Genomic DNA, 25,336 nt, shown 5'->3' with positions numbered 1-25,336 from the left:
CTGCAGGAGCCGGTGCCCGGCGGGCCGACGGACTCAGTCCTCGCCGGCGTCGGGCAGGTCCCGCAACAGGCTTTCGATGCGCTCGCCGCGGTCGACGGAGTCGTCGTAGTGGGAAGTGGAGCTCGGGCACATGGCGCAGCTTGACCGCGCGTGCCAGCCGGTAGCGCACTTCCGGCGCCACCGCCTTCAGCCCCTTGATCGCCTCCGCGGCGCGCTCGGACTGCAGCGCGGTGACGTAGACCTTGGCGTGCGCCATGTCGCGCGTGACCTCGACGTCGGACACGCTCACCGACGGCAGGCCGTGCTCGGCGACGGCCTCGCGTACCAGGGTGCCCAGCTCCCTGCGGAGCTGGGCGGCGACCCGGTCGGTGCGATGGAAGGACTTCTGCGGCATCAGAGCGTGCGCTGCACTTCGACGCGTTCGAAGCACTCGATCTTGTCGCCCGGCTTGATGTCGTTGTAGGCCTTCACGCCGATGCCGCACTCGGTGTTGACGCGCACCTCGTCGACGTTTTCCTTGAAGCGGCGCAGCGACTCCAGCTCGCCCTCGAAGATGACGGTGTCGTCCCGCAGCACGCGGATCGGCTTGTTGCGCCTGACCACGCCCTCGATGACCATGCAGCCGGCCACCGCGCCGAACTTGGAGCTGCGGAAGACCTCGCGGACCTCGGCGGTACCGATGATCTCCTCGCGGATCTCCACGCCCAGGATGCCCGAGGCCACCTGCTTCACCTGGTCGATCACGTCATAGATGATCGAGAAGTAGCGCAGGTCCAGGCCGTGGGTGTCGACCACCTTGCGGGCCGATGCGTCCGCACGGACGTTGAAGCCGATGATCGTCGCCTTCGCCGCCGCCGCCGAGTTGGCGTCGGACTCGGTGATGCCGCCCACGCCCGAACGGATGATGTTCACCCGGATCTCGTCGTTGGACAGCGCGACCAGCGCCTGGCGGAGCGCCTCCACCGAACCCTGCACGTCGGCCTTGATGACCAGTGGCAGCTCGAGCTGCTGGCCGCCGCCCATCTGGGCCATGATGTCTTCCATGCGGTTGCCCGCCGCCTGCACGAGGCGCTGCTCGCGGCGCTTGGCCTCGCGCTGCTCCGCGACCTCCCTGGCCAGCCGCTCGTCGTCGACGACGACGAAGTCGTCGCCGGCGTCGGGCACGCCGGACAGGCCCAGCACCTGGACCGGGATCGAAGGCCCGGCCGACGGCACCTGGCTGCCGGTCTCGTCGAACAGTGCGCGCACGCGGCCGTACTCGACGCCGCAGACCAGGAAGTCGCCCTTGTGGAGCTGGCCCTGCTGCACCAGCACCGTGGCCACCGGGCCGCGGCCCTTGTCCAGCGAGGACTCGATGACGGTGCCGCTGGCGCGACCCTCGGCCACCGCCCTGAGCTCGAGCACCTCGGCCTGGAGGCCGATCGCCTCGAGCAGGTCGTCGACGCCGTCGCCGGTCTTCGCCGACAGCTCGACCATCTGCGTGTCGCCGCCGAACTCCTCGGCGACGATGTCGTGCGCGAGAAGCTCGTTCTTGATCCGCGAAGGATCGGCCTCGGACTTGTCGATCTTGTTGATCGCCACGATCAGCGGCACCTTCGCCGACTTCGCGTGCTGGATCGCCTCGACCGTCTGCGGCATGACCCCGTCGTCGGCCGCGACCACCAGCACCACGATGTCGGTGAGCTTCGCGCCGCGCGCACGCATGGACGTGAACGCCGCGTGGCCGGGAGTGTCGAGGAAGCTGATGACGCCCTTCGGCGTCTCGACGTGGTAGGCGCCGATGTGCTGGGTGATGCCGCCCGCTTCGCCGGTGGCGATGCGGGTGCGGCGGATGTAGTCGAGCAGCGAGGTCTTGCCGTGGTCGACGTGGCCCATGATCGTGACCACCGGCGGACGCTGGGCCTGTTCGCCCTGCACATCCTCGACGTGCGCGAGCAGCTCGCTCTCGGCGTCGTCGGCGTCGGCGCGCACCGCGGTATGGCCGAGTTCCTCGGTCACCAGCGCCGCGGTGTCGTGGTCGATGGTCTGGGTGATGGTGGCCATCACGCCCATCTTGAACAGCGCCTTGACCACGTCCCCGCCCTTCAGCGCCAGCTTCTGGGCGAGGTCGGCCACGGTGATCGCATCGCCGATCGCGACCTCGCGCACCACCGGCGCGGTCGGCCGGGTGAAGCCGGTGCCGGTGCGCGACTGGTCGCGCTGCTGGCCGCGCTGCGGACGCTTCGGACGCGCGGTGCTGCGGCGCGCGCGGTCCGCGGGCGAGAGGTGCAGCTGGCCGGCGAAGCGCGCGGCGCCCTCGTCGTCCTCGACTCCGGCGACCATGACGTGCGAGCCGCGATGCTTGGCCTTGCCCGCGCCGCGGTCGTCGCGCGCGGGTGCCGGCTTGGGATGGCCATGGCCGTGGGCCTTGCGCGGTGCGGCGTCCTCGGCGACCACGGCGGCGGCCGCGACCTCGGCCTCGGCGCGCAGCCGCTCGGCTTCTTCGGCTTCGCGGCGTTTCGCCTCTTCGGCCTCCTCCAGGCGGCGGCGGTCGGCCTCGGCCAGGCGCTGCTGCTCGTCGAGATTGCGCTGGCGCGACTCCTCGAGCTTGCGCAGGATCTCGGCGCGCTCGTCGTCGACCTCGCCCGCGGCCGTCGGTGCACGGACGCCTTCCTCGGGCTTCACCAGGGTGACCTTCTTGCGCACGACCACGTCGACCGGGGCCTTGTTGCGGCCGCCGCCCACGGTGAGCGTGCTCTTGCGCTGCAGGGTGATCTTCCTGGGCGCGACGGGATCGGCGGCGGCGCCCTGTTCGGCGCGGCCATGGGTGCGGCGCAGGAAGCCCAGGAGCTTCACCTTCTCGGTACTGGTCACGACCTGGTCGGGGTCGCTGAACTGCATGCCCGCTTCGGACAGCTGTTCCAGCAACTTGTCGACCGGTGTGTTCACCAGTGCGGCCAGCTTGCGGATGGTGGTTTGCTGCGACATTCGGATTCCGGTTCCTTTGGCGACGGCGCGTGCCGCGCTGTGGATGGATCAATACTGGACTGGGTGCTTGCCGGGTTCGGGGGCCGATGGCCCCGGCCTGTCAGCCCTCGTTCTCCAGGCGCGCGATCTCGCCCGCGCGGGCGGCCAGCACCAGCGCGGCGGCGCGCTCATGATCGAGGCCCTCGATGCCGAACTCCAGCACCTCGTCGACGGCCAGGTCGGACAGGTCCTCGGCGGTGCGGACACCGTTCGCGGCCAGCGCGAACGCGGTCCCGTCGTCCATGCCCTCGAGCGCCAGCAGGTCATCGGCAGGCACGTTCTCGCCGATCTCCTCCTCCACCGCGAGCGCATCGTTGAGCAGAGCGTCGCGGGCGCGGGCGCGCAGTTCCTCGACGATGTCCTCGTCGAAGCCCTCGACGGCCAGCAGTTCGCCGACCGGAACGTAGGCGATCTCCTCGACCGTGCTGAAGCCTTCGGCCACCAGGATGCCGGCGATCTCCTCGTCGACCTCGAGCTTCTCCTGGAACAGGGCACGCGCCGTGGCCTGCTCGGCCTCGGACTTCGCGGTGACCTGGTCCTGGGTCATGACGTTGAGCTGCCAGCCCGAGAGGCGGCTGGCGAGGCGCACGTTCTGGCCACCCTTGCCGATGGCCTGGGCCAGGCGATCCTCGGCGACCGCCAGGTCCATCGAGTGCTTGTCCTCGTCGACCACGATCGACTGTACTTCGGCCGGCGCCATGGCGTTGATCACGAACTGGGCCGGATTGTCGGACCACAGCACGATGTCGACGCGCTCGCCGTTGAGCTCGTTGCTCACGGCCTGCACGCGCGAGCCGCGCATGCCGATGCAGGCGCCGATCGGGTCGGTGCGGTTGTCGTAGGCGAGCACCGCGATCTTGGCGCGATCGCCCGGATCGCGGGCGCAGGCCTTGATCTCGACCAGGCCCTGGCCGACTTCCGGCACCTCGAGCTTGAACAGCTCCATCATGAATTCCGGCGCGGCGCGGCTGATGAACAGCTGGGGGCCGCGGGGCTCGCTGCGCACGTCGTACAGATAGCCGCGGATGCGGTCGCCGGCGCGCACGACGTCGCGCGGGATCGCCTTGTCCTTGGGAATGAAGGCTTCGGCGTTGCCGCCGAGGTCGACGTAGACGTTGCCGCGCTCGACGCGCTTGACCACGCCGGTCACCAGCTCGCCGACGCGGTCCTTCCACGCGTCCACGACCTGCTGGCGCTCGGCCTCGCGCACGCGCTGCACGATCACCTGCTTGGCGGCCTGGGCGGCGATGCGGCCGAAGTCGACGTTCTCGATCTGCTCTTCGATGTAGTCGCCGACCTCGACGCCTTCGGCCTCTTCGATCGCGTCCATCAGGCGGATCTGGCGGTCGGGCGACTCCATCACCACGTCGTCGGCCACGACCTCCCAGCGGCGGAAGGTCTCGTAGCTGCCGTCCTTCGGGTCGATGGCCACGCGGGTCAGCACGTCCTGGTCGAGGTAGCGCTTCTTGGCCGCGGTGGCCAGCGCCGCCTCGAGGGCTTCGAGGATCACCGACTCGGGCACGCCCTTCTCGTTGGCGACCGCATCGACGACCAGCAACAGTTCCTTGCTCATCTTCTGGTTCACTCCGCACTGGACGGCTTCGACGCCGCCGGCTTGTTGTTGGTGTTCGGTTTCCCGCCAGGCCTGCCCTTGCCCGGCCGCGCGTCGCGCCCGGAGGCGTCCTTCGCGGGGCCGTAGCCGAGCGCGACCCAGTCGGGCACGAGGCGCGCCCTGTCGATGTTGCCGGCGGCGACCGCGAACGGCTGGCCATCGACCTCGAAGGTGACCATGTCGCCCTCGACCGCGGCGATCCGGCCCTGCAGGCGGCGGCGGCCGTCCTGCGGCAGCTTCAGGCCGACCTTCGCCTGTTCGCCGAGGAAGCGCCCGAAGTGCGCCGGCGTGAACAGCGGCCGGTCGACGCCGGGCGACGAAACCTCGAGGGTGTAGTTGCCGCTGATCGGGTCCTCGACGTCGAGCTGCGCGGACACCTCGCGGCTCACCGCCTCGCAGTCCTCGATGCCCACGCCCTGCCCTTCGGCCGATGGATCGGCTCCCGGACGGTCGATGTACAGGCGCAGCAGGGCGCCGCCGGGCGACGGCAGGTATTCGACGCCGAGCAGTTCCAGGCCCATCGCGGAAACGGTCGGCGACAGGAGTTCCGCGATGTCGGTCGACTTGTCGGCCACTGGCTTCCTCCTGTCTGGTCAAGTACCGGCCGCGCCGGGGAACGAAAAACGAAAAAGGGCCCGACGGGCCCCTTGTCCGATGCTGCTGGATCCGGTGCCGGCGCGCCTCGTTGCGCACCGCGCGAGCCCGACTCCCGCAATCGAAAAAGCCTCCTTGGAGGCTCTCCGGCGACTGCGAAAAGCTTGCGGCGGATGCCGGCCCCTGCGCCGCTGGCGCCGCGCCGGCCCTGCGGATCCCGCCGAGCCGCTGGATTATAGGCGTGGCGCCGTCTTCCCGCAAGATAGACAACGCCCCCTTCCGCCCTCCCGCAGGCGCCATCGGTTAATCTTGGCGTCCAGCCATGCGCCGGTGCAATGCTTCGATGAAACGCTCCCGCAAGACCGCTCTCGTCCTCATGGGCTCGGCCCCGCTGCTGCTGGTGGCCTGCGCGAAGCAGCCCGAAGTGCAGACATCGGAGGGCCTGTTCACCTCGGTCGAGGCTTGCGCGACCGAAACCATGAATCCATCGATGTGCCGCCAGGCCTTCGACCAGGCGCAGGCCCAGGCAGACGCCGTCGCGCCGCGCTACGCGTCGGTGGCCGAATGCGAGGCGGAGTTCGGCGAGGGCCGGTGCGAGACCCGGCAGAGCGCAGGTGGCAGCTTCGTCGGACCGATGATGGCCGGCTTCGTGCTCTCGCAGATGCTCGGCGGCCGCGGCGGCGCGATGGCTCCCGGCCCCGCGCCTTCGGGCGCGCCGGCGGCGGCGGCGGGCAATACGCGCGCGGCGCCCGCCTTCCTCTCCAACCAGTCGGGCTGGCTGCGTCCCCAGGCGGGCCCCGGTGGCGCCATCGCCCTCGCCCGCACCGACCTACAGCCCGATCGTGCGCCCACCGTGCGCCGCGGCGGCTTCGGCCGTTCCGGCGCCGGCCGCAGCGCCGGCGGCTGATGCGCCGGATCGCGATCGAGCCACGCCCGGACTGGCGCCGGCGCGCCGCGGACTGCGGCTTCGCCTTCCACACCATCGACGGCGCCCCGTACTGGGATGAAAGCGCGTACTACGCCTTCGACCTGCGCCAGATCGAGGACGACATCGAGGACCCCAGCGCCGAGCTGCACTCCATGGCGATGGAACTCGCGGCCGAGGCTGCCGGCAGCCAGGAGCTGATGGAACGGCTGGCGATCCCGATGGCTGCCCGCGACCAGGTCGCCGACAGCTGGCGGCGCCGCGATCCCCACCTCTACGGGCGCATCGACCTGGCCTACGACGGCCGCGGCCCGGCGAAGCTGTACGAGCTCAACTACGACACCCCGACTTCGCTGTTCGAGGCGGCCTTCTTCCAGTGGGACTGGCTGGAGCGGCAACGCGAATCCGGCGCCCTGCCGCCGGACGCCGACCAGTTCAACGCCATCCACGAGGCCCTGGTGGAGCGCTTCGCCGAGATCGGCGGCAGGCTGCCGCGGCCCCTGTTCTTCGCCGCCTCCCAGGGCAGCGCCGAGGACCAGGGCACCGTCGACTACCTGCGCGACTGCGCCGCGCAGGCCGGCATCGAGTCGGGCACGGTGGCGATCGAGGACATCGGACTGGCGGCCGATGGCCGCTTCACCGCGGGCGACGACGTGGTGATCGCCAGCCTGTTCAAGCTCTACCCGCTCGAGGACCTGTTCGCCGACGAGTTCGCGCAGGCCCTGCCCGGCTCGGGCATGCGGCTGCTCGAGCCGGCCTGGAAGCTGCTGCTCAGCAACAAGGGCGTGCTGCCGCTGCTGTGGGAGCGCCATCGCGGCCATCCGAATCTCCTGCCGGCCGAGTTCGACGACGGCGCCGCCCCGCTGCCCGGCGGCTGGGTGCGCAAACCCCTGTTCTCGCGCGAAGGCGCGAACATCGAGATGCGCTTTTCCGACGGCCGCACGCTGCACCAGCCCGGTCCCTATGGCGGCCCCGCCATCCGCCAGGCGCTGCACGCGCTCCCCGAGCATGGCGGCGCGTATCCGCTGATCGGCAGCTGGGTCGTGGGCGACCGCGCCTGCGGCATGGGCATTCGCGAAGACGATTCGCCGATCACCCGCGACACCGCGCGCTTCGTGCCGCATGTGATCGTTGGCGAGGGGCGTGACCGTCGCGGAAGCCGCGGGCGGATGGTCCTGGAGGCCTGAGGGCACGTTATCGGGGAGACGTTCCCCTGGAGTCCGCCGCGGACGCAGGCGGATCGGATGTGAGTGCGCGCCGCCCTGCTCGCGACCGCTCTTGATCTTCCGTCCCGAAGCCGCAGAACGTTGGAGCCCGTCCCGCGTACAGGGGGTGTGCGGACAGCCGGCCATGGATGGCCGGCGGCCGGCCGATGGGAGCAGGACGCGGAGACGGCCGGGGGAGCACACCCCCTGTGCGCGGGACGGGCTGCGCGGACCAGAAGGGAGCCGCTCCTGAGCGCGGGACTGGCGCCAGACCACAACGGAGCCGCTCCCGGGTGCAACAACGCGGCGACTGCACGCCCGCGTCCCGGAGCCTGACGAGGAACCAAAAAGAACGGCGCGCCTGGTATCAGGCGCGCCGTTCGGACTGCTGCAAAACTGGTAGCGGGGGCAGGATTTGAACCTGCGACCTTCGGGTTATGAGCCCGACGAGCTGCCAGACTGCTCCACCCCGCAGCAGGCCGACAATTATGACGGAATGCCGGATGTCTTGCAAGCCCGCGATCGCGTCGCGCGCCTGCGGACGCTCAGCGCGCGATCAGGCGAACGCCGCCTGGCACAGGGCCATGATCGGATTCCATGCGATGCCCAGCACCAGCAGGGCCAGCGCGTTGGCGGAGAACAGCACCTTCAACGGGCCGTTGTCGCGGACCTCGATGGCCTCGCCGGCAGGCTCGTCGAAGTACATCACCTTGATCACGCGCAGGTAGTAGAACGCGCCCACCACCGCGAACACGATGCCCACGATCGCCAGCCACAGCATGTCGCCGCCGATCGCCGCGCGCAGCACCACGAGCTTGGCCCAGAAGCCGAGGAAGGGCGGCACGCCGGCGAGCGAGGCCATGATCACCAGGACCATCGCCGCCATCCACGGGCTTCGGGCGTTGAGGCCCTTGAAATCATCGATGCGGTCGGCCTCGAAGCCGCGCCGCGACAGCAGCACGATGGCACCGAAGCCCGCGGCGGCCATGACCGCGTAGCTGATCGCGTAGAACATCGCCGCGGCGTAGCCTTCGGCGCCGCCGCCGGCAAGGCCGAGCAGCAGGAAGCCGACGTGCGAGACGGTCGAGTACGCCAGCATGCGCTTGAGGTTGGTCTGGGCGATCGCGAACACGTTGCCGACCACCAGCGACAGCGCGGCGATCAGGGCCAGCATCAGCTGCCACTGGTCCTGCAGCGGGCCGACACCCGACTCGAGCAGCCTGTAGGCCATGCCGAACACCGCGAGCTTGGGCGCCGAACCGATGAACAGGGTCATTGGGGTCGGTGCGCCGTGGTAGGCGTCGGGCAGCCACATGTGGAAAGGCGCAGCGCCGAACTTGAAGCAGATGCCGACCACGAGGAACACCGTCCCGGTCAGCAGCAGGGTGCGGGTCCCGCCTTCGACGGTGGCCGCGGCGCTGCTGATCGCGGACAGGTCCAGGCTGCCGGTGGCGCCGTAGACCAGCGACATGCCGAACAGCAGCAGGCCGGATGCCAGCGAGCCGAGCACGAAATACTTCATCGCCGCTTCGGAAGCGACCGGATTGTCGCGGTCGATCGCGACCAGTGCGTACTGGCACAGCGCAAGCAGTTCCAGGCCGACGTAGACCGTGGTCAGGTTGGGCGCCGAGACCAGCAGCATCATGCCCAGCGTCGCGAACAGCACCAGGACCGGCAGCTCGCCCTTGTACAGGCCGCGCTCCTGCATGAACGGCCAGGCATAGCCCAGCGAGGCCGCGGTGATCACCAGGATGATCACCTTCAGCACATCGGCGACGGTGTCGCGCACGAACATGTCGGCCAGCACCATGCCGTGCCCGCCCACGCCGGCGACGATCATGGCGGCGGCGGCCAGCAGCACGGCCACGGCCAGGCCGTGGGTCACGACCCGGCGGCGCTCGCCGATGAACAGGTCCAGCATCAGCAGCGCGAACGCGCCGATCACGACCACGAGCTCGGGCGCCAGCGGCGCGATGTCGGCCAGCGTCCGGACGGGAGGGGTCATCGCTCCAGGCATCATCGCGTCACATTCCTCAAAGCTTGCTGTTGGCGAGCATGCCCGCCAGCTGCGCGATGGACGGTTCCATCAGGTCGGTCAGGGGCCTGGGGTAGAAGCCGATGAGCAGAACGCCCGCGGCGAACACGCCAAGCACGAGGGCCTCGCGGCCGTTGATGTCCTTCATCTCCGCGACGTGCGCGTTGCCGACCTCGCCGTACATCACGCGCTTGACCAGCCACAGCGTGTAGCCGGCGCCCAGGATCAGGGTGATGGCGGCCACGAAGGCGATCAGCGGATGATGCTGGAACGAGGCCACGATGACCATGAACTCACCCACGAAGCCGGAGGTGCCCGGCAGGCCGGAGTTGGCGAACGCGAACAGCACGTAGAACGCCGCGAACACCGGCATCACGTTCGCCACGCCGCCGTAGTCCCGGATCATGCGCGTGTGCATGCGGTCGTACAGCACTCCGACGCAGGAGAACATGGCGCCCGATACGAAGCCGTGGGAAACCATCTGCACCATCGCGCCCTGCATGCCCAGGCGCGCGGCCTCGGGGTTGCCGGTGTCACGCACCAGCGCGAAGGCGATGAAGATGCCCAGGGTCACGAAGCCCATGTGCGAGACCGAGGAGTACGCGATCAGCTTCTTCATGTCCTGCTGGACCAGCGCCACCAGGCCGACGTAGACCACCGCCACCAGCGACAGCGCGATCAGCAGCCAGGCCCACTCGTGGCCGGCGTCGGGCGTGATCGGCAGGCTGAAGCGCAGGAAGCCGTAGCCGCCGATCTTCAGCATGATCGCCGCCAGGATCACCGAACCGCCGGTGGGCGCCTCGACGTGCGCGTCCGGGAGCCAGGTGTGCACCGGGAACATCGGCACCTTGACCGCGAACGCGATCAGGAAGGCGAAGAACAGCCACATCTGCTCGGTCGCGGTCAGCGGCAGCGCGTACAGGTCGGGCAGCTGCCAGCTGCCCGACTTCAGGTAGAGGTACACCAGGCCGACCAGCATGAAGACCGAGCCGAGGAAGGTGTACAGGAAGAACTTCACCGACGCGTACACGCGACGCGGCCCGCCCCAGACGCCGATGATGATGAACATCGGGATCAGCATGCCCTCGAAGAACACGTAGAACAGCATCGCGTCCACGGCCGAGAACACGCCGATCATCAGGCCCTCGAGGATCAGCATCGAGGCGTAGTACTGGCTGACGCGCTTGTCGATCGAGGTCCAGGCCCCGATCAGCACCAGCACCGTGACCAGGGTGGTCAGCACGATCAGCGCGACCGAGATGCCGTCCGCGCCCAGGTGGTACTGGATGTCATAGGCCGGGATCCACTCCCGGGCCTCGACGAACTGCATCGTGGCCGCGGCCGCCGAGGCGTCGTAGCCGGTGAACAGGGGGATGCTGATGGCGAGCACCACGAGGGCGATCGCCAGCGACAGCCAGCGGGCGGCGCCGGCGCGGTTGCCGAGCGCGAGCACCCCCGCACCGCCGATGATCGGCAGCCAGATGAGGAGGCTGAGGAGAGGCCAGTTCGACACGTATCGTCTTCCGTCAGGTCCAGTGGTGGATGAGCACGGCCAGGAGCACGATCAGGCCGACGATCATCGTGAATGCATAGTCGTACAGGCGCCCCGACTGCAGGCGGCGCAGGACGCGCGACGCGAGACCGATGAAACCGGCGGTGCCGTTCACCGCCACGCCGTCGATCGCACGGCGGTCGACGAGGTCGGAGGCCTTGCCCAGCTGCAGGCTGCCGCCGGCCAGGCCACCGATCCAGAAGTCGTCCGCCCAGTACTTGTTCTCGAGCACCTTGACCGGCAGCGCGAATGCACGCCGGGCCTTCGCCGCCAGCTCCGGACGCCACCAGTACATGACCGTCGCGAGCACGAAGCCGGCGAGCGTCAGCCAGAACGCGGGCGTGAGGAAGCCATGCAGCGCGAACGCCACCGGACCGTGCCAGAGTTCGGACGCGATGCGCGCCAGGGTGTCGTGCTGCGGGAGCACCTCGATGGCGCCGAGGAAGAACGGCAGCACCTGCTCCCTGCCGCTCCAGTCGGTGCCGAACAGCATCGGGCCGGCGGTGAAGAAGCCGATCGCGATCGAGGGGATCGCCAGCAGCACCAGGGGCAGGGTCACCACCCAGGGCGACTCGCGCGGCTCGTGCACGCCATGGTCGTCATGGCCGTAGGCGTCGAGGCTCGAGGGCTCGTGATGGGTTTCGTGATCGTGCTTGCCGTGCGCATCCTCGTGCGCGGGTGCCGCGTCGCGGAAGCGTTCCCGGCCGAAGAAGGTCAGGTACAGCAGGCGGAAGCTGTAGAACGAGGTCACGAACGCACCCAGCAGGACCGCCCAGTAGCCGTACGTGCCGACCCAGCCCATCCCCTCGGCGCCGTACTTCGCCGCCTCGATGATGGTGTCCTTGGAATAGAAGCCGCTGAAGAACGGCGTCGCCACCAGGGCCAGGGTGCCGATCACCATGGTCCAGAAGGTGATCGGCATGTACCTGCGCAGGCCGCCCATGCGGCGCATGTCCTGCTCGTGGTGCATGGCGATGATCACCGAGCCCGCGCCCAGGAACAGCAGGGCCTTGAAGAACGCGTGGGTCATCAGGTGGAACACGGCCGCCGAGTACGCGGACACGCCCAGCGCCACGGTCATGTAGCCGAGCTGCGACAGCGTGGAGTACGCCACCACGCGCTTGATGTCGTTCTGGACGATGCCGATCAGGCCGGTGAAGAAGGCCGTGGTGGCGCCGATGAAGAGGATGAACTGCAGCGCCACTTCGCTGAGCTCGAACAGCGGCGACATGCGCGCCACCATGAAGATGCCGGCGGTGACCATGGTCGCGGCGTGGATCAGCGCCGAGATCGGGGTCGGGCCCTCCATCGAGTCCGGGAGCCACACGTGCAGCGGCACCTGCGCCGACTTGCCCATGGCACCGATGAACAGCAGGATGCAGATCAGGGTCGCGACCGACCAGGCATGGCCCTCGAAGATCTCGATGACCTGCCCGCCGCCGAGGACCGGGCCGGCATTGGCGAACACCGTGGCGTAGTCCAGGGTCCCGAACCAGTACGCCACGCCGGCGATTCCCAGCAACATGCCGAAGTCGCCGACGCGGTTGACCAGGAAAGCCTTCAGGTTGGCGAACACCGCGGTCGGGCGCTTGAACCAGAAACCGATCAGCAGGTACGACACCAGGCCCACCGCTTCCCAACCGAAGAACAGCTGCAGGAAGTTGTTGGCCATCACCAGCGCCAGCATGGAGAAGGTGAACAGGCTGATGTAGCTGAAGAAGCGCTGGTAGCCCGGATCGTCCGCCATGTAGCCGATCGTGTAGACGTGGACCAGCAGCGAGACGAAGGTCACCACCACCATCATCATCGCGGTCAGCCTGTCGACCATGAAGCCGGCGTGCGCCTCGAAGCCCGCCACCGAGAACCAGGTGTAGACGTTCTCGTTGAAGGGCGCCGCGCCCTGGATCAGCTGCCACAGCACGTAGCACGACAGCGCGCAGCTCGCCGCGACGCCGAGGATGGTCACCGATTGCGCGCCCACGCGGCCGACCTGGCGGCCGAACAGGCCGGCGACGATGGCGCCGAACAGCGGCGCCAGCACGATCGCCAGCAGTACGGTCTTGGAAATCACGATATCCATGCCAGGCATTCCGTCAGCCCTTCAGCGTGTCGAGTTCGGCGACGTTGATGGTGCGCCGGTTGCGGAACAGCGTGACCAGGATCGCCAGGCCGATCGCGGCCTCGGCCGCGGCCACGGTGAGGATGAAGAACACGAAGACCTGCCCCGCCGCGTCGCCGAACTCGCGCGAGAAGGCGACGAAGTTGATGTTCACCGAGAGCAGCATCAGCTCGATGCACATCAGCAGGATGATGACGTTCTTCCGGTTCAGGAAGATGCCGGCCACGCTGATGCAGAACAGCACGGTGGCAAGCGTCAGGTAGTGGCCGAGCGCAAGGCCCTGTCCGAGGAACTCCATTACTTCTCCTCCCCGTCGACGGGGGCGGCGGGCGCCGGCGGGTCGTCGGCGACGTGGACCGATACCGGCATGTCGAGCATGCGCAGGCGGTCGCCGGGGCGCGTGCGCACCTGCTCGCCCACGATCTGGTGCTTGGTGCCCGGGCGGCGGCGCAGCGTCAGCGTGACCGCGGCCACCACCGCCACCGTCAGGATCACCGCGGCGACCTCGAACGGCAGCAGGAAGTCCGTGAACAGGCGGCGCGCGATCCAGGCGGTATTCGATACCTCGGCCTCGGGCACGATGGGCGACAGTGGTGTCTGGACGAAGGCCATGACTCCGATCAGCGCCAGCAGCTCGAGCAGCATCACCACCGCCACCACGAGTCCGATCGGCAGGTGGCTCACGAAGCCTTCGTTGATCGACACCAGGTCGATGTCGAGCATCATCACCACGAACAGGAACAGCACCATCACCGCGCCCACGTAGACGATCACCAGGGCGACGCCCAGGAATTCGGCGCCGGCGATGATCCAGGTGCAGGCGACGCTGAAGAACGTCAGCACAAGGAACAGCGCCGAGTGGACCGGGCTGCGCGCGCTGATCACGGCGCCGGCGGAGCCGACCGCGAGCGCGGCGAATGCGAAGAATGCGAACTGTACGAAGTCCATGGCTTACCTGTATGCGGCGTCGGCGGCGCGGCGCTCGGCGATCTCCGCCTCCAGGCGGTCGCCGATCGCAAGCAACTGCGGCTTGGTGACGATGTTCTCGCCGCGGTTCTCGAAGTGGTACTCGTGGATGTGGGTCTCGACGATCGAGTCCACCGGGCACGACTCCTCGCAGAAGCCGCAGAAGATGCACTTGAACAGGTCGATCTCATAGCGCGTCGTGCGGCGCGTGTTGTCCTCGCGCTGCTCGGAGTCGATCGTGATCGCCAGCGCCGGGCACACGGCCTCGCACAGCTTGCAGGCGATGCAGCGCTCCTCGCCGTTCGGGTAGCGGCGCAGCGCGTGCAGCCCGCGGAACCGCGGAGACTGCGGGATCTTCTCCATCGGGTACATCATCGTGTACTTGGGGCGCCACAGGTATTTGAAGGTCAGCGCCATGCCCTGGATCATCTCGACCAGCAGCAGGCTCCGGGCCCGGGATACGAACTTGTCCATCACGCACCTGCCTCGAACACGCCGAAGTACGCCATCAGCGCCGTCACCGCGATCCAGGCGATGGACAGCGGAATGAACACCTTCCAGCCCAGGCGCATGATCTGGTCGTAGCGGTAGCGCGGGAAGGTCGCGCGGAACCAGATGAAGCAGCTGGCGAAGAAGAACACCTTGGCGAACAGCCACCACCAGCCGTCACCGAGCACGACCGAAAGCACCGGGACATCCGGGATCCACGCCGCCGGGACCGGCGACAGCCAGCCGCCGAGGAAGAAGATCGCGGTGAGGAAGCTCACCAGGATCATGTTCGCGTACTCGGCCAGGAAGAACAGCGCGAACACGGAGCCCGAGTACTCGACCATGTGGCCGGCCACGATCTCGCTCTCGCCCTCGACCACGTCGAACGGCGCCCGGTTGACCTCGGCCACGCCGGATACGAAGTAGACGACGAACAGCGGCAGCAACGGCACCCAGAACCATTCCAGGAAGCCTCCGTTGCCGGACTGCGCCATCACGATCTCGGTCAGGTTGAGGCTGCCCGCGGCGACCATGACCCCGACCAGGGCGAAGCCCATCGCGATCTCGTAGCTGACGACCTGCGCCGCCGAGCGCATGGCGCCGAGGAAGGCGTACTTCGAGTTCGAGGCCCAGCCGGCGATGATCACGCCGTACACGCCCATCGAGGTCATCGCCAGCAGGTACAGCAGGCCGACGTTGGCGTTGGACAGCACCATCCCTGTGTCGAAGGGCACAACGGCCCAGGCGGCCAGCGCCGGCACCATGGTGATCATCGGGGCCAGGATGTAGAGCACCTTGTGCGCACTGCTGGGCCGGATGACTTCCTTGAACAGCAGCTTGAAGACGTCGGCGAAGGCCTGCAGCACGCCGAAACCGACGTACATCGGCCCGTGGCGGATGTGCATCCAGCCGATCAGCTTGCGCTCCCAGACCACGTAGAACGCCACGGTGGTGATCACCGGCATCATGATCGCCAGGATCAGCAGCACCAGCCAGACGACGGTGCCCATCGGTCCGAGCGACTCGAGCCACGAGCGGACCGGCTCGAGCCAGCCGAGCAGCACGGTGGAAGTGTTGGTCGTGGTCGTGCTCATGCGGCCTCCACCCGCACCGTGCCAGCGCCGAGCGCGGCAGTGGCGCCATAGCCGGATTCGATCAGGGCCGTGCCGCGGGCGACGCCCGCGCTGATGGCGACCTGCAGGGTGCCGGTGCCGGCACCGTTGGACACCCGCGCCATCGCACCGTCAGCCACGCCGGCGGCCGATGCGTCATCGGGGTTGAGGGTGATTCGCGGCCCGACCGTCAGCGGGTGCGCCTGCAGCGCCGCGGCGCGACGGGTGACGCCGTCGACGCGGTAGATCGCCTGGGCCACCGCGAGTTCGAGGCCTCCGCCGGCCGCAGCGGGAGCCGCGCCGCGCGCGACCTGGACCTGGCGCGGCTGCACCAGCGCCCGTGCGCCGGCGAAGTCGACGAAGTCGAAGCCTTCGACGCCGAGCACGCCGCCGAGCGCGCGCAGGGCCTTCCAGCCGGGTCGCGCCTCGCCCGGCAGCTTGCCTCCGGCGACGGTGCGCTGTTCGCGGCCGTCGAGGTTGGTCAGGCTGGCGTCGAGTTCCGGAAGCAGGCCGATGGGCAGGATCACGTCGGCCACACGGCGGGTGGACTGGCAGGCGAAATGACTGAAGGCCACGACCTGCGCGCCAGCCAGGGCCTGCATCGCCACCGCCGGGTCGGCGAAGTCGAGGCCCGGCTCGATGCCGTAGATCACGTAGCCCGCCCGCGGCTGCGCCAGCATGGCGTTGGCGTCGCGCGAGGCCGGCAGCACGCCCAGGCGCGCCAGGCCGACCGCGTTCGCGCCCTGCGGGACGCGGCACAGTGCGGCGTTCGCACGGCCGGCGAGATCCGCGGCGGCCCGACGGATGGCGGCGGCATGGATGCCGCACTCCGCGAGCGCGCCGACGATCACCACCGGACGCGCCGCGTCCTTCAGCGCCCCGGCCAGCTCACCGGAGCCCAGGGCGTCGGCGATCCTCGACGGCGCGACGATCGCCTTGTGGCTGATGTCGAAGGTGAACTCGAAGTCCACCGGATTGACCACGTGCACCTTCGCGCCGGCGCGCCACGCCTTGCGCACGCGCTGGTTGACCAGCGGCAGTTCGTGGCGCAGGTTGCTGCCGACGATGACGATGGCGTCGGCCTTCTCGATGTCCTCGACCGGCATGCCGAAGGCCTCGGCCACGGCGCCGTCGGACAGGTCATGCTGGGCGATACGGTGGTCCAGGTTGCCGGTGCCCAGGCCCTCGGCCAGGCGCGCGATCAGCGCGCCCTCCTCGTTCGGGGTCGCGGGGTGGACCAGGATGCCGAGGTCGTCCGCGGCGTTGTCGCGCAGGATCTGCGCCGCCTTCGCCAGTGCCTCGTCCCAGCTGGCCTCGCGCCAGTCGCCTTCGTCACCGTTCGAGGCCACGCGGACCAGCGGCCGCACGGCGCGGTCATCGGCGTACATGCCCTGGTGCGAATAGCGGTCACGGTCGGACAGCCAGCACTCGTTGACCGCCTCGTTGTCGCGCGGGACAGTGCGCATCACCTCGCCCCGGCGGGCGTGCAGGAACAGGTTGCTGCCAAGCGCGTCGTGGTAGCCCAGCGATTCCTTCGCGATCAGCTCCCAGGGGCGGGCGCGGAAGCGGAACACCTTGTTGGTCAACGCGCCCACCGGGCAGACGTCGATCACGTTGCCCGACAGTTCGGTGGTCAGCGGCTTGCCGTCGTAGGTGCCGATCTGCAGGCTCTCGCCGCGCTGCATGCCGCCCAGCTCGTAGGTGCCCGCGATCTCGGCGGTGACGCGGATGCAGCGCGTGCAGTGGATGCAGCGCGTCATCTCGGAGGCCACCAACGGGCCGAGGTCCTCGTCGGCGACCACGCGCTTGCGCTCGGCGAAGCGGCTGACCGAACGGCCGTAGCCCAGCGACAGGTCCTGCAGTTCGCACTCGCCGCCCTGGTCGCAGACCGGACAGTCGAGAGGATGGTTGATCAGGAGGAACTCCATGACGTTGCGCTGCGACTTCAGCGCCTTGTCGCTGCGCGTCTGCACGCGCATGCCGTCCATGACCGGGGTCGCGCAGGCCGGTGCCGGCTTGCCCATCTTCTCCACCTCGACCAGGCACATGCGGCAGTTGGCCGCGATGGCGAGCTTGTCGTGGTAGCAGAAGCGCGGGATCGGGATGCCGGCCTTGTCGGCGGCCTGGATGATCATCGAGCCCTTGGGTGCCGCCAGCTCCACGCCGTCGATGAAGACGGTGACGTGGTCGGGCGGCAGGCTCGGGTTCACGGGCTGCGCGCTCATGCCGCGACCTCCCGGTTGCCGTCGACGATCGAGCGGCCGTGCTCGATGAAGTACTCGAACTCGTGCCAGAAGTGGCGCAGGAAGCCCTGCACCGGCCAGGCCGCGGCCTCGCCGAAGGCGCAGATGGTATGACCCTCGATCTGGCCGGCGGACGCGCGCAGCATCTCGACGTCCTCCATCGTCGCCTTGCCTTCCACCATTCGGCTCACCATGCGGTACATCCAGCCCGTGCCTTCGCGGCAGGGCGTGCACTGGCCGCAGGATTCCTGCCAGTAGAAGCGCGAGATGCGCTGGCAGGCGCGCACCATGCAGGTGCTGTCGTCCATCACGATCACCGCGCCCGAACCCAGGCCCGAGCCCGCTTTCTGCAGGGCGTCGTAATCCATCGTCAGGCCCATCATCGTCTCGCCCGGCAGCACCGGCATCGACGAACCACCGGGGATCACGCCCTTGAGCGTGCGGCCCGGACGCAGGCCGCCGGCCATCTCCAGCAGCTCTGCGAACGGCGTGCCGAGGCGGACCTCGTAGTTGCCCGGCTTCATCACGTGGCCCGAGACCGAGAAGATCTTGCAGCCGCCGTTGTTGGGCTTGCCCAGGCCCGCGAACCACTCGGGACCGTTGCGGATGATCGCCGGCACCGAGGCATAGGTCTCGGTGTTGTTGATCGTCGTCGGCTTGCCGAACAGGCCGAAGTTGGCCGGGAACGGCGGCTTGTAGCGCGGCTGGCCCTTCTTGCCTTCCAGCGACTCCATCAGCGCGGTTTCCTCGCCGCAGATGTAGGCGCCGGCGCCCAGCGCGTTGTGGATGTCGATGTCCACGCCGCTGCCGAGGATGTCCTTGCCCAGCCAGCCGTGCGCATACGCCTCCGCCAGCGCCTCTTCGAGATGCTCGAAGGGCTCGTGGTGGAACTCGCCGCGCAGGTAGTTGTAGGCGACCGTGGACCCGGTGGCGTAGCAGGCGATCGCCATGCCCTCGATCACCGAGTGCGGGTTGTAGCGCAGGATGTCGCGGTCCTTGCAGGTGCCGGGCTCGGATTCGTCGGAGTTGCAGAGGATGTACTTCTGCATGTCGCCCTTGGGCATGAAGCTCCACTTCAGGCCGGTCGGGAAGCCCGCGCCGCCGCGGCCGCGCAGGCCCGACTGCTTGACCATCTCGATGATCTCGGCCGGCGGGATCTTCTCCGTCAGCACCTTGCGCAGCGCCTGGTAGCCGCCGGTCTTGAGGTAGTTCTCGTACGACCACGGCTTGTCGAAATGCAGCGTGGTGTAGACGGCCTGGTGCTCCTTCGGCGCGGGGCCGACGGGGCCGTAGCCTTCTGAGACGTGGGGAGTGTGATGCGCCATGCCTGCGTCCAGCCTCACTTCAGTCCGTCGAGCAGCTCGTCGACCTTCGCCGCGTCGAGCTTCTCGTGGTAATGGCCGTTGATCACGACCACCGGGGCGCCGCAGCACGCGGCCACGCACTCTTCCTCGCGCTTGAGGTAGACGCGGCCGTCGGCGGTGGTCTCGCCCAGCTTGCAGCCGAGCTTCTTCTCGGCGTGCGCGACCAGTTCCTCGGCGCCGTTGAGCCAGCAGCTGATGTTGGTGCAGAAGGCGACGTTGTTGCGGCCGACCTCCCGCGTCTCGAACATCGAGTAGAAGGTCGCGACCTCGTAGGCCCAGACCGGCGGAATGCCGAGGTACTTCGCCACCGCCGCGATCAGCTCGTCGGTCAGGTAGCCGCCGTTCTGCTGCTGGGTCGCGAACAGGCCCTGGATGACGGCCGAGCGCTTGCGGTCGGGCGGGAACTTGGCCACCCAGTGGTCGATGTGCGCGCGGGTGTCGTCGCTGAGCACTTCCAGCGGGTCGACGTTGCGCGCGTTCTCGAAGTTGCCGGTCGCTTTCATCGGTCCACTTCTCCGAAGACGAGGTCATAGGTGCCGACCATCGCCACGACGTCGGACAGCATGTGCCCCTTCACCACCGAGTCCATCGAGGACAGGTGCGCGAACCCGGGGGCGCGCAGGTGCACGCGGAACGGCTTGTTGGCGCCGTCGCTGACCAGGTAGCAGCCGAACTCGCCCTTCGGCGCCTCGACGGCCTGGTAGGTCTCGCCGGCGGGCACGCAATAGCCCTCGGAGAACAGCTTGAAGTGGTGGATCAGGGCTTCCATGTCGTCCTTCATCTCCTCGCGGGAAGGAGGGGCGACCTTGAAGTTGTCGACCATCACCGGGCCGGGGTTGGCGCGCAGCCAGTCGACGCACTGGGCGATGATCCGGTTGGATTCGCGCATCTCGGCCACGCGGACCAGGTAGCGGTCGTAGCAGTCGCCGTTGGTGCCCACCGGCACCTTGAAGTCGACCGCGTCGTACTTGGCGTAGGGCTGCTTCTTGCGCAGGTCCCACTCGATGCCCGAACCGCGCAGCATCACCCCCGACATGCCCCAGGCCTTGGCCTGCTCGGGGCTGATCACGCCGATGCCGACGGTGCGCTGCTTCCAGATCCGGTTCTCGGTGAGCAGTACTTCGTACTCGTCGATGCGCGTCGGGAAGTCCCTGGTGAAGGCTTCCAGGAAGTCGAGCATCGAGCCGCCACGCCACTCGTTGAAGCGCTTGAGCTTCTCGCCCTTGCGCCACGGCGACTCGCGGTACTGCGGCATGCGGTCCGGGAGGTCGCGATAGACGCCGCCGGGGCGGTAGTAGGTCGCGTGCATGCGCGCGCCGCTGACCGCCTCGTAGACGTCCATCAGCTCCTCGCGCTCGCGGAACGCGTACAGCATCACCGCCATCGCGCCGAGGTCGAGGCCGTTGGAGCCGAGCCACATGAGGTGGTTCAGGATCCGCGTGATCTCGTCGAACATCGTGCGGATCCACTGCGCGCGCTCGGGCGCCTCGATGCCCAGCAGGGCCTCGATCGCGCGCACGTAGGCGTGCTCGTTGCACATCATCGACACGTAGTCGAGGCGATCCATGTAGCCGATGGACTGGTTGAACGGCTTGGACTCGGCCAACTTCTCGGTGCCGCGGTGGAGCAGGCCCACGTGCGGGTCGGCGCGCTGCACGACTTCGCCGTCCATCTCCAGGATCAGGCGCAGCACGCCGTGCGCCGCCGGGTGCTGCGGGCCGAAGTTCAGCGTGTAGTTGCGGATCTCCTGGCGGGCCTCGGAAGGGTTGCTCGCCAGCAGCTCGCTCGGGGGCTGCATGCTCACTTGCTCTCTCCTGCGACGCCATGGCCGCGCACCGTGCCGACCCTGAGGTCGCGGGCCTCGCCTGCCGTGGTCTGGTAGCGGGCGTCGTCGCGGATCACGCGGGGCACCAGCACCCGCGGCTCGACCGACGTCACCGGCTCGTACACCACGCGCCCCTTCTCCTGGTCGTAGCGCACTTCTACGTTGCCGATCAGCGGGAAATCCTTGCGGAACGGATGGCCGATGAAGCCGTAGTCGGTGAGCAGCCGGCGCAGGTCCGGATGGCCCGGGAACACGATGCCGAACAGATCGAAGGCCTCGCGTTCGAACCAGTTCACGCCCGGCCAGACGTCGCACAGCGAGTCGACCACGGGCAGGACGTCGTCGGGCGCGAAGCAGGTCACGCGCAGGCGGCGGTTGTTGCCGATCGAGAGCAGTTGCACCACCACCGAGAAGCGGTTCTCGGGCAGCGGGATCGCGCCCTCTCCGTCCGGCTGCTCGAGCTGCCGGGTGAAGGACTCGCCGTAGCGGAAGCGGCCCGGCCCCCTGCCCTCGACGCCGCGGCTGAAGCCTTCCGAGGAGACGTCGGTGTCCCACTCGTCGGTGCCGTAGCCCAGGTGGTCGACGCCGCAGAGGTCGGCGAGGACCTCGAAACCGAACTCGTCGCGCAGCGCGCGGCAGGACTCGCGCCATTCCGATGCCGCCAGCACGATGCCGACCTCGCCACGCGGCAGCGTGACGTCGACGAAGGCCTGCGGGAAACGCGCGCGCAGGCGCGCGGCGAACGCGGTCGCGGACTCAGACATTGCGCTGTCCCGTCTTCTCGTCGCCGAAGTTGGTCGAACGGCGGATCTTGCGCTGCAACTGCAGGATGCCGTGCACCAGGGCCTCGGCCGTCGGCGGGCAGCCCGGCACATAGATGTCGACCGGCACCACGCGGTCGCAGCCGCGCACCACCGAGTACGAGTAGTGGTAGTAGCCGCCGCCGTTGGCGCAGCTGCCCATCGAGATCACCCACTTGGGGTTGGGCATCTGGTCGTAGACCCTGCGCAGCGCCGGCGCCATCTTGTTGCACAGCGTGCCGGCGACGATCATCACGTCGGACTGGCGCGGCGACGGGCGGAAGATCACGCCGAAGCGGTCCATGTCGATGCGTGCGGCGCCCGCATGCATCATCTCCACCGCGCAGCAGGCCAGGCCGAAGGTCACCGGCCACATCGAACCCGTCCGCGCCCAGTTCAGCAAAATGTCCGAACTCGTGGTGACGAAGCCCTGCTCCAGCACCGGGTTCTCGCCCTCGGGGCGCAGGATGTCGTCGACGCGACCTTCGGACAGCGGATTGCTCGCTGCATCCGCAAGGCTGCGCGCAGCCTGGATCACTCCCATTCGAGCGCTCCCTTCTTCCACACGTAGATGAAACCGATCAGCAGCATGCCGACGAAGATGCCCATCTCGATCAGGCCGAGCACGCCCAGTTCACGGAACACTGTGGCCCAGGGCACGATGAAGATGATTTCCAGGTCGAAGACGATGAACTGGATGGCGATCAGGTAGTAGCGGATGTCGAACTGCATCCGCGAATCCTCGAACGCGGGGAAGCCGCACTCGAAGGCAGTGTACTTCTCGTCGAAGTGGAACTTCGGCCCGAGGGTATTGCCTATCAGGATCAGGGCGACACCGATTCCGGTGGCGACGAACAGGAACAACAGGGACGGCAGGTACTCGGCCAGCACGATGTTCTCTCGACTGCGGGCCGCATTCGCGACCCTGTGCTTGCTTTTGCCGGGCGGGACCGTGACCGGTCCGCCCGACGCTGTGTTTGGTGCCCAAGGGGGGACTCGAACCCCCACGACCGAAGCCGCTACCACCTCAAGGTAGTGCGTCTACCAATTCCGCCACCTGGGCAATTTTTTCGTTCTTGATCCCCGCGCTGCGATCGCTGCGCGGAGCCGCGACATTGTAATCGCTATCAGCCGCCCTGAGGGACTTCCTGTCCCGCTTCCCCCTGCACAGGGGGCGATGCGGCGGGCGGCTGGCCCTCGGGCACGGCCGGGACCGTGGATTCCGGCGCGGGCGTGGCGGCGGGCGCCGCGGGGACCGCGCCGTTCGCGGCCGGTGCAGCGGGGGCCGCCGGCACCTCGGACATCACGCCCAGGTCCGTGGCGACGGGACCGGCGTCTCGCGCCGTGCGCGTCGCCTGCCAGGCCATGAACAGGGTCAGCGCGAAGAAGGTGATGGCCAGCCACTTGGTGGACTTGGTCAGGAAGCTGGACGCGCCACGCGCGCCGAACACCGTGGCCGAAGCCCCGCCACCGAAGCCTGAGCCGGCCTGCGCGCCGGCGCCGCGCTGCATGAGGATCAGCGCGATCATCGCGATGGCGATGAGCACGAAGGCGATGTTGAGGATGAGCTGCAGCATGTTCTCGGGTTCTCTTGCGCCGGGCGGTCAGCGGGCCGCCGCGGCCACGATGGCCATGAAGTCCGCGGCCACCAGCGATGCACCGCCAATGAGGCCTCCGTCGACGTCGGGCCTGGCGAACAGCTCGGCGGCGTTGGCGGGCTTCACGCTGCCGCCGTAGAGGATCGGCAGGGAATTCGCGATCTTAGCATCCCGCGAAGCAACCACGCTACGGATGAAGGCATGGACGTCCTGCGCCTGCTGCGGGCTGGCGGTCAGGCCGGTGCCGATCGCCCAGACCGGCTCGTAGGCCACCACGGCATCGGCGAAGCCGTCCGCGCCTGCCAGGTCAAGCACCGGCCGGAGTTGGCGGGCGATGGCCGCCTCGGTCGCGCCGCCCTCGCGCTCGGCCCGCGACTCGCCCACGCACAGGATCGGCCGGAGGCCGGCCTGCAGGGCGGCGGCGAACTTGCGCGCGACCAGGGCGCTGTCCTCGGCGTGGTACTGGCGGCGCTCGGAGTGGCCGACCAGGGCGAAGCGCGCGCCGACGTCGGCCAGCATCGCGGCCGAGACCTCGCCGGTGTACGCGCCCTCCGCGTGCTCGCTGACGTCCTGGCCGCCGAAGCCGATGCCACGGCCGCCATACGCATCCACCAGCGCGGCAAGGTGCGTGGCCGGCGGCAGCACCACCACCTCCACGCCCGCGACCGGCAGCCCCGCCGCCACGTCCGACAGCAGGCCATCGGCAAAGCCGCGGCTGCCGTTGAGCTTCCAGTTGCCGGCGACGATGCGTGCGCGCATGTTCAGACCTCGGGGTGTGTGGCGGGGCCGGAGATTCTAGGCGTTCGCGCGGGTTCCTGCATGCGCGCGCCGCTTCCACGGAGCACGCGCGGTGCCTGGCCCGGTCCGCGACTCAGGCCAGCTTGATCTCGCGCAGCCGCTCCTCGAGGTAAGCCTGCGCCGTGATCGGCTCGGGATAGCGGCTCGGGTTGTCCGCGGTCACGCACGACGGCAGCACGTCGATCAGGAAGTCGGGGTTCGGATGCAGGAAGAACGGCACCGAATAGCGCGGCTGGCGCGCCAGCTCGCCCGGGGGATTGACCACGCGGTGGATGGTCGACGGGTACACGTGGTTGGTCAGGCGCTGCAGCATGTCGCCGATGTTGACCACGATGGTGTCCTCGTCGGAGGTGAAGGGCACCCATTCACCGTCGTGCGACAGCACTTCCAGGCCCGCGGCGCTGGCGCCGACCAGCAGCGTGATCAGGTTGATGTCGCCATGGGCGCCGGCGCGCACGTTGGGGATGTCGTCGGCGGTGATCGGCGGATAGTGGATCGGACGCAGGATCGAGTTGCCGGAGTCGGTCTTGTCGGCGAAGTAGTCCTCGGGCAGGCCGATGTGCAGCGCGAGCGCGCGCAGCACCTGCGAACCGAGGTGGTCCAGCGCCTGGTACAGGGCATAGCCCTTCGCGCGGAACTCCGGCACCTCGTCGGGCCACAGGTTGGGCGGCATCACGTCGCGGTAGCCCGAATCGTCCGGGATCTCGCGGCCGACGTGCCAGAACTCCTTGAGGTCGAAGTGCTTCGAGTCCTTGGCGGTCTCGATGCCGAACGGCGTGTAGCCCCGGGCACCGCCGCCACCGGGGACGTGGTACTTCTTCTTGGTCTCCTCCGGCAGCGCGAAGAAGGCCTTGAAGGCCGCGTAGGCCTCGTCGATCAGCGTCTGCGGGATGCCGTGGTTGCGGATGCCCGCGAAGCCCCACTCCCGGTACGCGGCGCCGAGCTCATCGACGAAGGCCTGGCGCTCCGCAGGGCCGGCGGGATGGGTGAAGCGGCGGATGTCGAGGGTCGGGATGCGCGGGGCCATGGCGTGCTCGGGGACGTGCGGTTTCGGCGGGAAACGGGCCGCACATGATACCCCGCACGGCGGCGG

At 68.7% G+C, this 25,336-nt stretch carries 22 protein-coding genes, 2 tRNA genes and 1 pseudogene; 2 read left to right on the top strand and 23 right to left on the bottom strand.

Annotated elements, in window-relative coordinates; all coding sequences use genetic code 11:
• Positions 1–33: 33 nt before the first annotated feature.
• The 4 genes and pseudogenes from rbfA to rimP form a co-directional block, all read right to left on the bottom strand.
• Positions 34–394 (bottom strand): annotated as a pseudogene (gene rbfA, locus FPZ22_RS12895) (30S ribosome-binding factor RbfA).
• Positions 394–2,967 carry a translation initiation factor IF-2 gene (gene infB / locus FPZ22_RS12890; protein WP_144893587.1) on the bottom strand — a complete coding sequence of 858 codons (2,574 nt, stop codon included), beginning with the start codon at positions 2,965–2,967 and terminating at the stop codon, positions 394–396. Before infB ends, rbfA begins: the two are co-directional and overlap by 1 nt.
• A gap of 100 nt (positions 2,968–3,067) precedes the next feature.
• Positions 3,068–4,579 (bottom strand): transcription termination factor NusA, encoded by a 1,512-nt coding sequence (gene nusA, locus FPZ22_RS12885; RefSeq protein WP_144893585.1) that lies wholly within the window; start codon positions 4,577–4,579, stop codon positions 3,068–3,070.
• Positions 4,580–4,587: 8 nt separating this feature from the next.
• Positions 4,588–5,193, bottom strand: coding sequence for a ribosome maturation factor RimP (gene rimP, locus FPZ22_RS12880; RefSeq protein ID WP_144893583.1), 606 nt, complete (start codon positions 5,191–5,193; stop codon positions 4,588–4,590).
• A 362-nt stretch (positions 5,194–5,555) separates the two neighbouring features.
• Between rimP and FPZ22_RS12875 the strand changes: the two genes are divergently transcribed.
• Positions 5,556–6,119, top strand: coding sequence for a DUF1190 domain-containing protein (locus FPZ22_RS12875; protein ID WP_144893581.1), 564 nt, complete (start codon positions 5,556–5,558; stop codon positions 6,117–6,119).
• Positions 6,119–7,324, top strand: coding sequence for a glutathionylspermidine synthase family protein (locus FPZ22_RS12870; protein WP_144893579.1), 1,206 nt, complete (start codon positions 6,119–6,121; stop codon positions 7,322–7,324). The genes FPZ22_RS12875 and FPZ22_RS12870 overlap by 1 nt, the downstream gene beginning before the upstream one ends.
• A 415-nt stretch (positions 7,325–7,739) precedes the next feature.
• On the opposite strand, the gene FPZ22_RS12865 is transcribed toward FPZ22_RS12870, so the two are convergent.
• From FPZ22_RS12865 to FPZ22_RS12775, 19 genes are all read right to left on the bottom strand, one after another.
• A tRNA-Met gene (locus tag FPZ22_RS12865) sits at positions 7,740–7,816 on the bottom strand.
• A gap of 82 nt (positions 7,817–7,898) precedes the next feature.
• The gene (gene nuoN / locus FPZ22_RS12860; RefSeq protein WP_144893577.1) at positions 7,899–9,347 is read right to left on the bottom strand and encodes an NADH-quinone oxidoreductase subunit NuoN; all 1,449 of its coding nucleotides are present in this window, start codon (positions 9,345–9,347) and stop codon (positions 7,899–7,901) included.
• 28 nt (positions 9,348–9,375) lie between these two features.
• Positions 9,376–10,890: an NADH-quinone oxidoreductase subunit M gene (locus FPZ22_RS12855; protein WP_144893575.1), complete on the bottom strand. Its 1,515-nt coding sequence runs from the start codon at positions 10,888–10,890 to the stop codon at positions 9,376–9,378.
• A gap of 13 nt (positions 10,891–10,903) precedes the next feature.
• Positions 10,904–13,009 carry an NADH-quinone oxidoreductase subunit L gene (gene nuoL / locus FPZ22_RS12850; RefSeq protein ID WP_144893573.1) on the bottom strand — a complete coding sequence of 702 codons (2,106 nt, stop codon included), beginning with the start codon at positions 13,007–13,009 and terminating at the stop codon, positions 10,904–10,906.
• A gap of 13 nt (positions 13,010–13,022) precedes the next feature.
• Positions 13,023–13,346: an NADH-quinone oxidoreductase subunit NuoK gene (gene nuoK / locus FPZ22_RS12845; protein WP_144893571.1), complete on the bottom strand. Its 324-nt coding sequence runs from the start codon at positions 13,344–13,346 to the stop codon at positions 13,023–13,025.
• Positions 13,346–13,996, bottom strand: coding sequence for an NADH-quinone oxidoreductase subunit J (locus FPZ22_RS12840; RefSeq protein WP_144893569.1), 651 nt, complete (start codon positions 13,994–13,996; stop codon positions 13,346–13,348). The genes nuoK and FPZ22_RS12840 overlap by 1 nt, the downstream gene beginning before the upstream one ends.
• 3 nt (positions 13,997–13,999) lie before the next feature.
• A complete protein-coding gene (gene nuoI, locus FPZ22_RS12835) occupies positions 14,000–14,488 on the bottom strand; it encodes an NADH-quinone oxidoreductase subunit NuoI (RefSeq protein WP_144893567.1) in 489 nt (162 codons plus the stop codon).
• Positions 14,488–15,597, bottom strand: coding sequence for an NADH-quinone oxidoreductase subunit NuoH (gene nuoH / locus FPZ22_RS12830; protein ID WP_144893565.1), 1,110 nt, complete (start codon positions 15,595–15,597; stop codon positions 14,488–14,490). Before nuoH ends, nuoI begins: the two co-directional genes overlap by 1 nt.
• Complete coding sequence (nuoG, locus tag FPZ22_RS12825) at positions 15,594–17,840, bottom strand: NADH-quinone oxidoreductase subunit NuoG (protein WP_144893563.1); 2,247 nt, start codon at positions 17,838–17,840, stop codon at positions 15,594–15,596. The genes nuoH and nuoG overlap by 4 nt, the downstream gene beginning before the upstream one ends.
• The gene (gene nuoF, locus FPZ22_RS12820; RefSeq protein WP_144893561.1) at positions 17,837–19,183 is read right to left on the bottom strand and encodes an NADH-quinone oxidoreductase subunit NuoF; all 1,347 of its coding nucleotides are present in this window, start codon (positions 19,181–19,183) and stop codon (positions 17,837–17,839) included. Before nuoF ends, nuoG begins: the two co-directional genes overlap by 4 nt.
• Before the next feature lie 14 nt (positions 19,184–19,197).
• The gene (nuoE, locus tag FPZ22_RS12815; RefSeq protein WP_144893559.1) at positions 19,198–19,725 is read right to left on the bottom strand and encodes an NADH-quinone oxidoreductase subunit NuoE; all 528 of its coding nucleotides are present in this window, start codon (positions 19,723–19,725) and stop codon (positions 19,198–19,200) included.
• A complete protein-coding gene (locus FPZ22_RS12810; RefSeq protein WP_144894186.1) occupies positions 19,722–21,020 on the bottom strand; it encodes an NADH-quinone oxidoreductase subunit D in 1,299 nt (432 codons plus the stop codon). Before FPZ22_RS12810 ends, nuoE begins: the two co-directional genes overlap by 4 nt.
• Before the next feature lie 2 nt (positions 21,021–21,022).
• Entirely contained in the window at positions 21,023–21,811 is a 789-nt protein-coding gene (locus tag FPZ22_RS12805; RefSeq protein ID WP_144893557.1) for an NADH-quinone oxidoreductase subunit C, read from the bottom strand.
• Positions 21,804–22,391, bottom strand: coding sequence for a NuoB/complex I 20 kDa subunit family protein (locus FPZ22_RS12800; protein WP_144893555.1), 588 nt, complete (start codon positions 22,389–22,391; stop codon positions 21,804–21,806). Before FPZ22_RS12800 ends, FPZ22_RS12805 begins: the two co-directional genes overlap by 8 nt.
• Positions 22,382–22,738 (bottom strand): NADH-quinone oxidoreductase subunit A, encoded by a 357-nt coding sequence (locus FPZ22_RS12795; RefSeq protein WP_144893553.1) that lies wholly within the window; start codon positions 22,736–22,738, stop codon positions 22,382–22,384. The genes FPZ22_RS12800 and FPZ22_RS12795 overlap by 10 nt, the downstream gene beginning before the upstream one ends.
• An 87-nt stretch (positions 22,739–22,825) precedes the next feature.
• Positions 22,826–22,910, bottom strand: a tRNA-Leu gene (locus tag FPZ22_RS12790).
• A gap of 64 nt (positions 22,911–22,974) precedes the next feature.
• Positions 22,975–23,424 (bottom strand): preprotein translocase subunit SecG, encoded by a 450-nt coding sequence (secG, locus tag FPZ22_RS12785; RefSeq protein WP_144893551.1) that lies wholly within the window; start codon positions 23,422–23,424, stop codon positions 22,975–22,977.
• Between the two features lie 27 nt (positions 23,425–23,451).
• Positions 23,452–24,204 carry a triose-phosphate isomerase gene (gene tpiA / locus FPZ22_RS12780; RefSeq protein ID WP_144893549.1) on the bottom strand — a complete coding sequence of 251 codons (753 nt, stop codon included), beginning with the start codon at positions 24,202–24,204 and terminating at the stop codon, positions 23,452–23,454.
• A 112-nt stretch (positions 24,205–24,316) separates the two neighbouring features.
• Positions 24,317–25,270: an isopenicillin N synthase family dioxygenase gene (locus FPZ22_RS12775; protein ID WP_144893547.1), complete on the bottom strand. Its 954-nt coding sequence runs from the start codon at positions 25,268–25,270 to the stop codon at positions 24,317–24,319.
• Between the last annotated feature and the right edge of the window lie 66 nt (positions 25,271–25,336).

This window comes from Luteimonas granuli (genome assembly GCF_007795095.1).
Taxonomy (GTDB): domain Bacteria; phylum Pseudomonadota; class Gammaproteobacteria; order Xanthomonadales; family Xanthomonadaceae; genus Luteimonas; species Luteimonas granuli.
Note: the sequence above shows the minus strand (reverse complement) of the source record. Positions and strands in the feature narration are given on the sequence as shown.

Bases quoted from the DNA above. Each gene is read 5' to 3' on its own strand.
- nuoH (WP_144893565.1), bottom strand. From the start codon at position 15,597: ATGAGCACGACCACGACCAACACTTCCACCGTGCTGCTCGGCTGGCTC.
- FPZ22_RS12805 (WP_144893557.1), bottom strand. From the start codon at position 21,811: ATGTCTGAGTCCGCGACCGCGTTCGCCGCGCGCCTGCGCGCGCGTTTC.
- FPZ22_RS12810 (WP_144894186.1), bottom strand. From the start codon at position 21,020: ATGCAGCCCCCGAGCGAGCTGCTGGCGAGCAACCCTTCCGAGGCCCGC.
- infB (WP_144893587.1), bottom strand. From the start codon at position 2,967: ATGTCGCAGCAAACCACCATCCGCAAGCTGGCCGCACTGGTGAACACA.
- nuoK (WP_144893571.1), bottom strand. From the start codon at position 13,346: ATGGAGTTCCTCGGACAGGGCCTTGCGCTCGGCCACTACCTGACGCTT.
- nuoG (WP_144893563.1), bottom strand. From the start codon at position 17,840: ATGAGCGCGCAGCCCGTGAACCCGAGCCTGCCGCCCGACCACGTCACC.
- nuoN (WP_144893577.1), bottom strand. From the start codon at position 9,347: ATGACCCCTCCCGTCCGGACGCTGGCCGACATCGCGCCGCTGGCGCCC.
- FPZ22_RS12875 (WP_144893581.1), top strand. From the start codon at position 5,556: ATGAAACGCTCCCGCAAGACCGCTCTCGTCCTCATGGGCTCGGCCCCG.
- secG (WP_144893551.1), bottom strand. From the start codon at position 23,424: ATGCTGCAGCTCATCCTCAACATCGCCTTCGTGCTCATCGCCATCGCG.
- FPZ22_RS12870 (WP_144893579.1), top strand. From the start codon at position 6,119: ATGCGCCGGATCGCGATCGAGCCACGCCCGGACTGGCGCCGGCGCGCC.
- FPZ22_RS12800 (WP_144893555.1), bottom strand. From the start codon at position 22,391: ATGGGAGTGATCCAGGCTGCGCGCAGCCTTGCGGATGCAGCGAGCAAT.
- FPZ22_RS12775 (WP_144893547.1), bottom strand. From the start codon at position 25,270: ATGGCCCCGCGCATCCCGACCCTCGACATCCGCCGCTTCACCCATCCC.
- tpiA (WP_144893549.1), bottom strand. From the start codon at position 24,204: ATGCGCGCACGCATCGTCGCCGGCAACTGGAAGCTCAACGGCAGCCGC.
- nuoF (WP_144893561.1), bottom strand. From the start codon at position 19,183: ATGGCGCATCACACTCCCCACGTCTCAGAAGGCTACGGCCCCGTCGGC.
- nusA (WP_144893585.1), bottom strand. From the start codon at position 4,579: ATGAGCAAGGAACTGTTGCTGGTCGTCGATGCGGTCGCCAACGAGAAG.
- nuoE (WP_144893559.1), bottom strand. From the start codon at position 19,725: ATGAAAGCGACCGGCAACTTCGAGAACGCGCGCAACGTCGACCCGCTG.
- FPZ22_RS12840 (WP_144893569.1), bottom strand. From the start codon at position 13,996: ATGGACTTCGTACAGTTCGCATTCTTCGCATTCGCCGCGCTCGCGGTC.
- nuoI (WP_144893567.1), bottom strand. From the start codon at position 14,488: ATGGACAAGTTCGTATCCCGGGCCCGGAGCCTGCTGCTGGTCGAGATG.
- nuoL (WP_144893573.1), bottom strand. From the start codon at position 13,009: ATGGATATCGTGATTTCCAAGACCGTACTGCTGGCGATCGTGCTGGCG.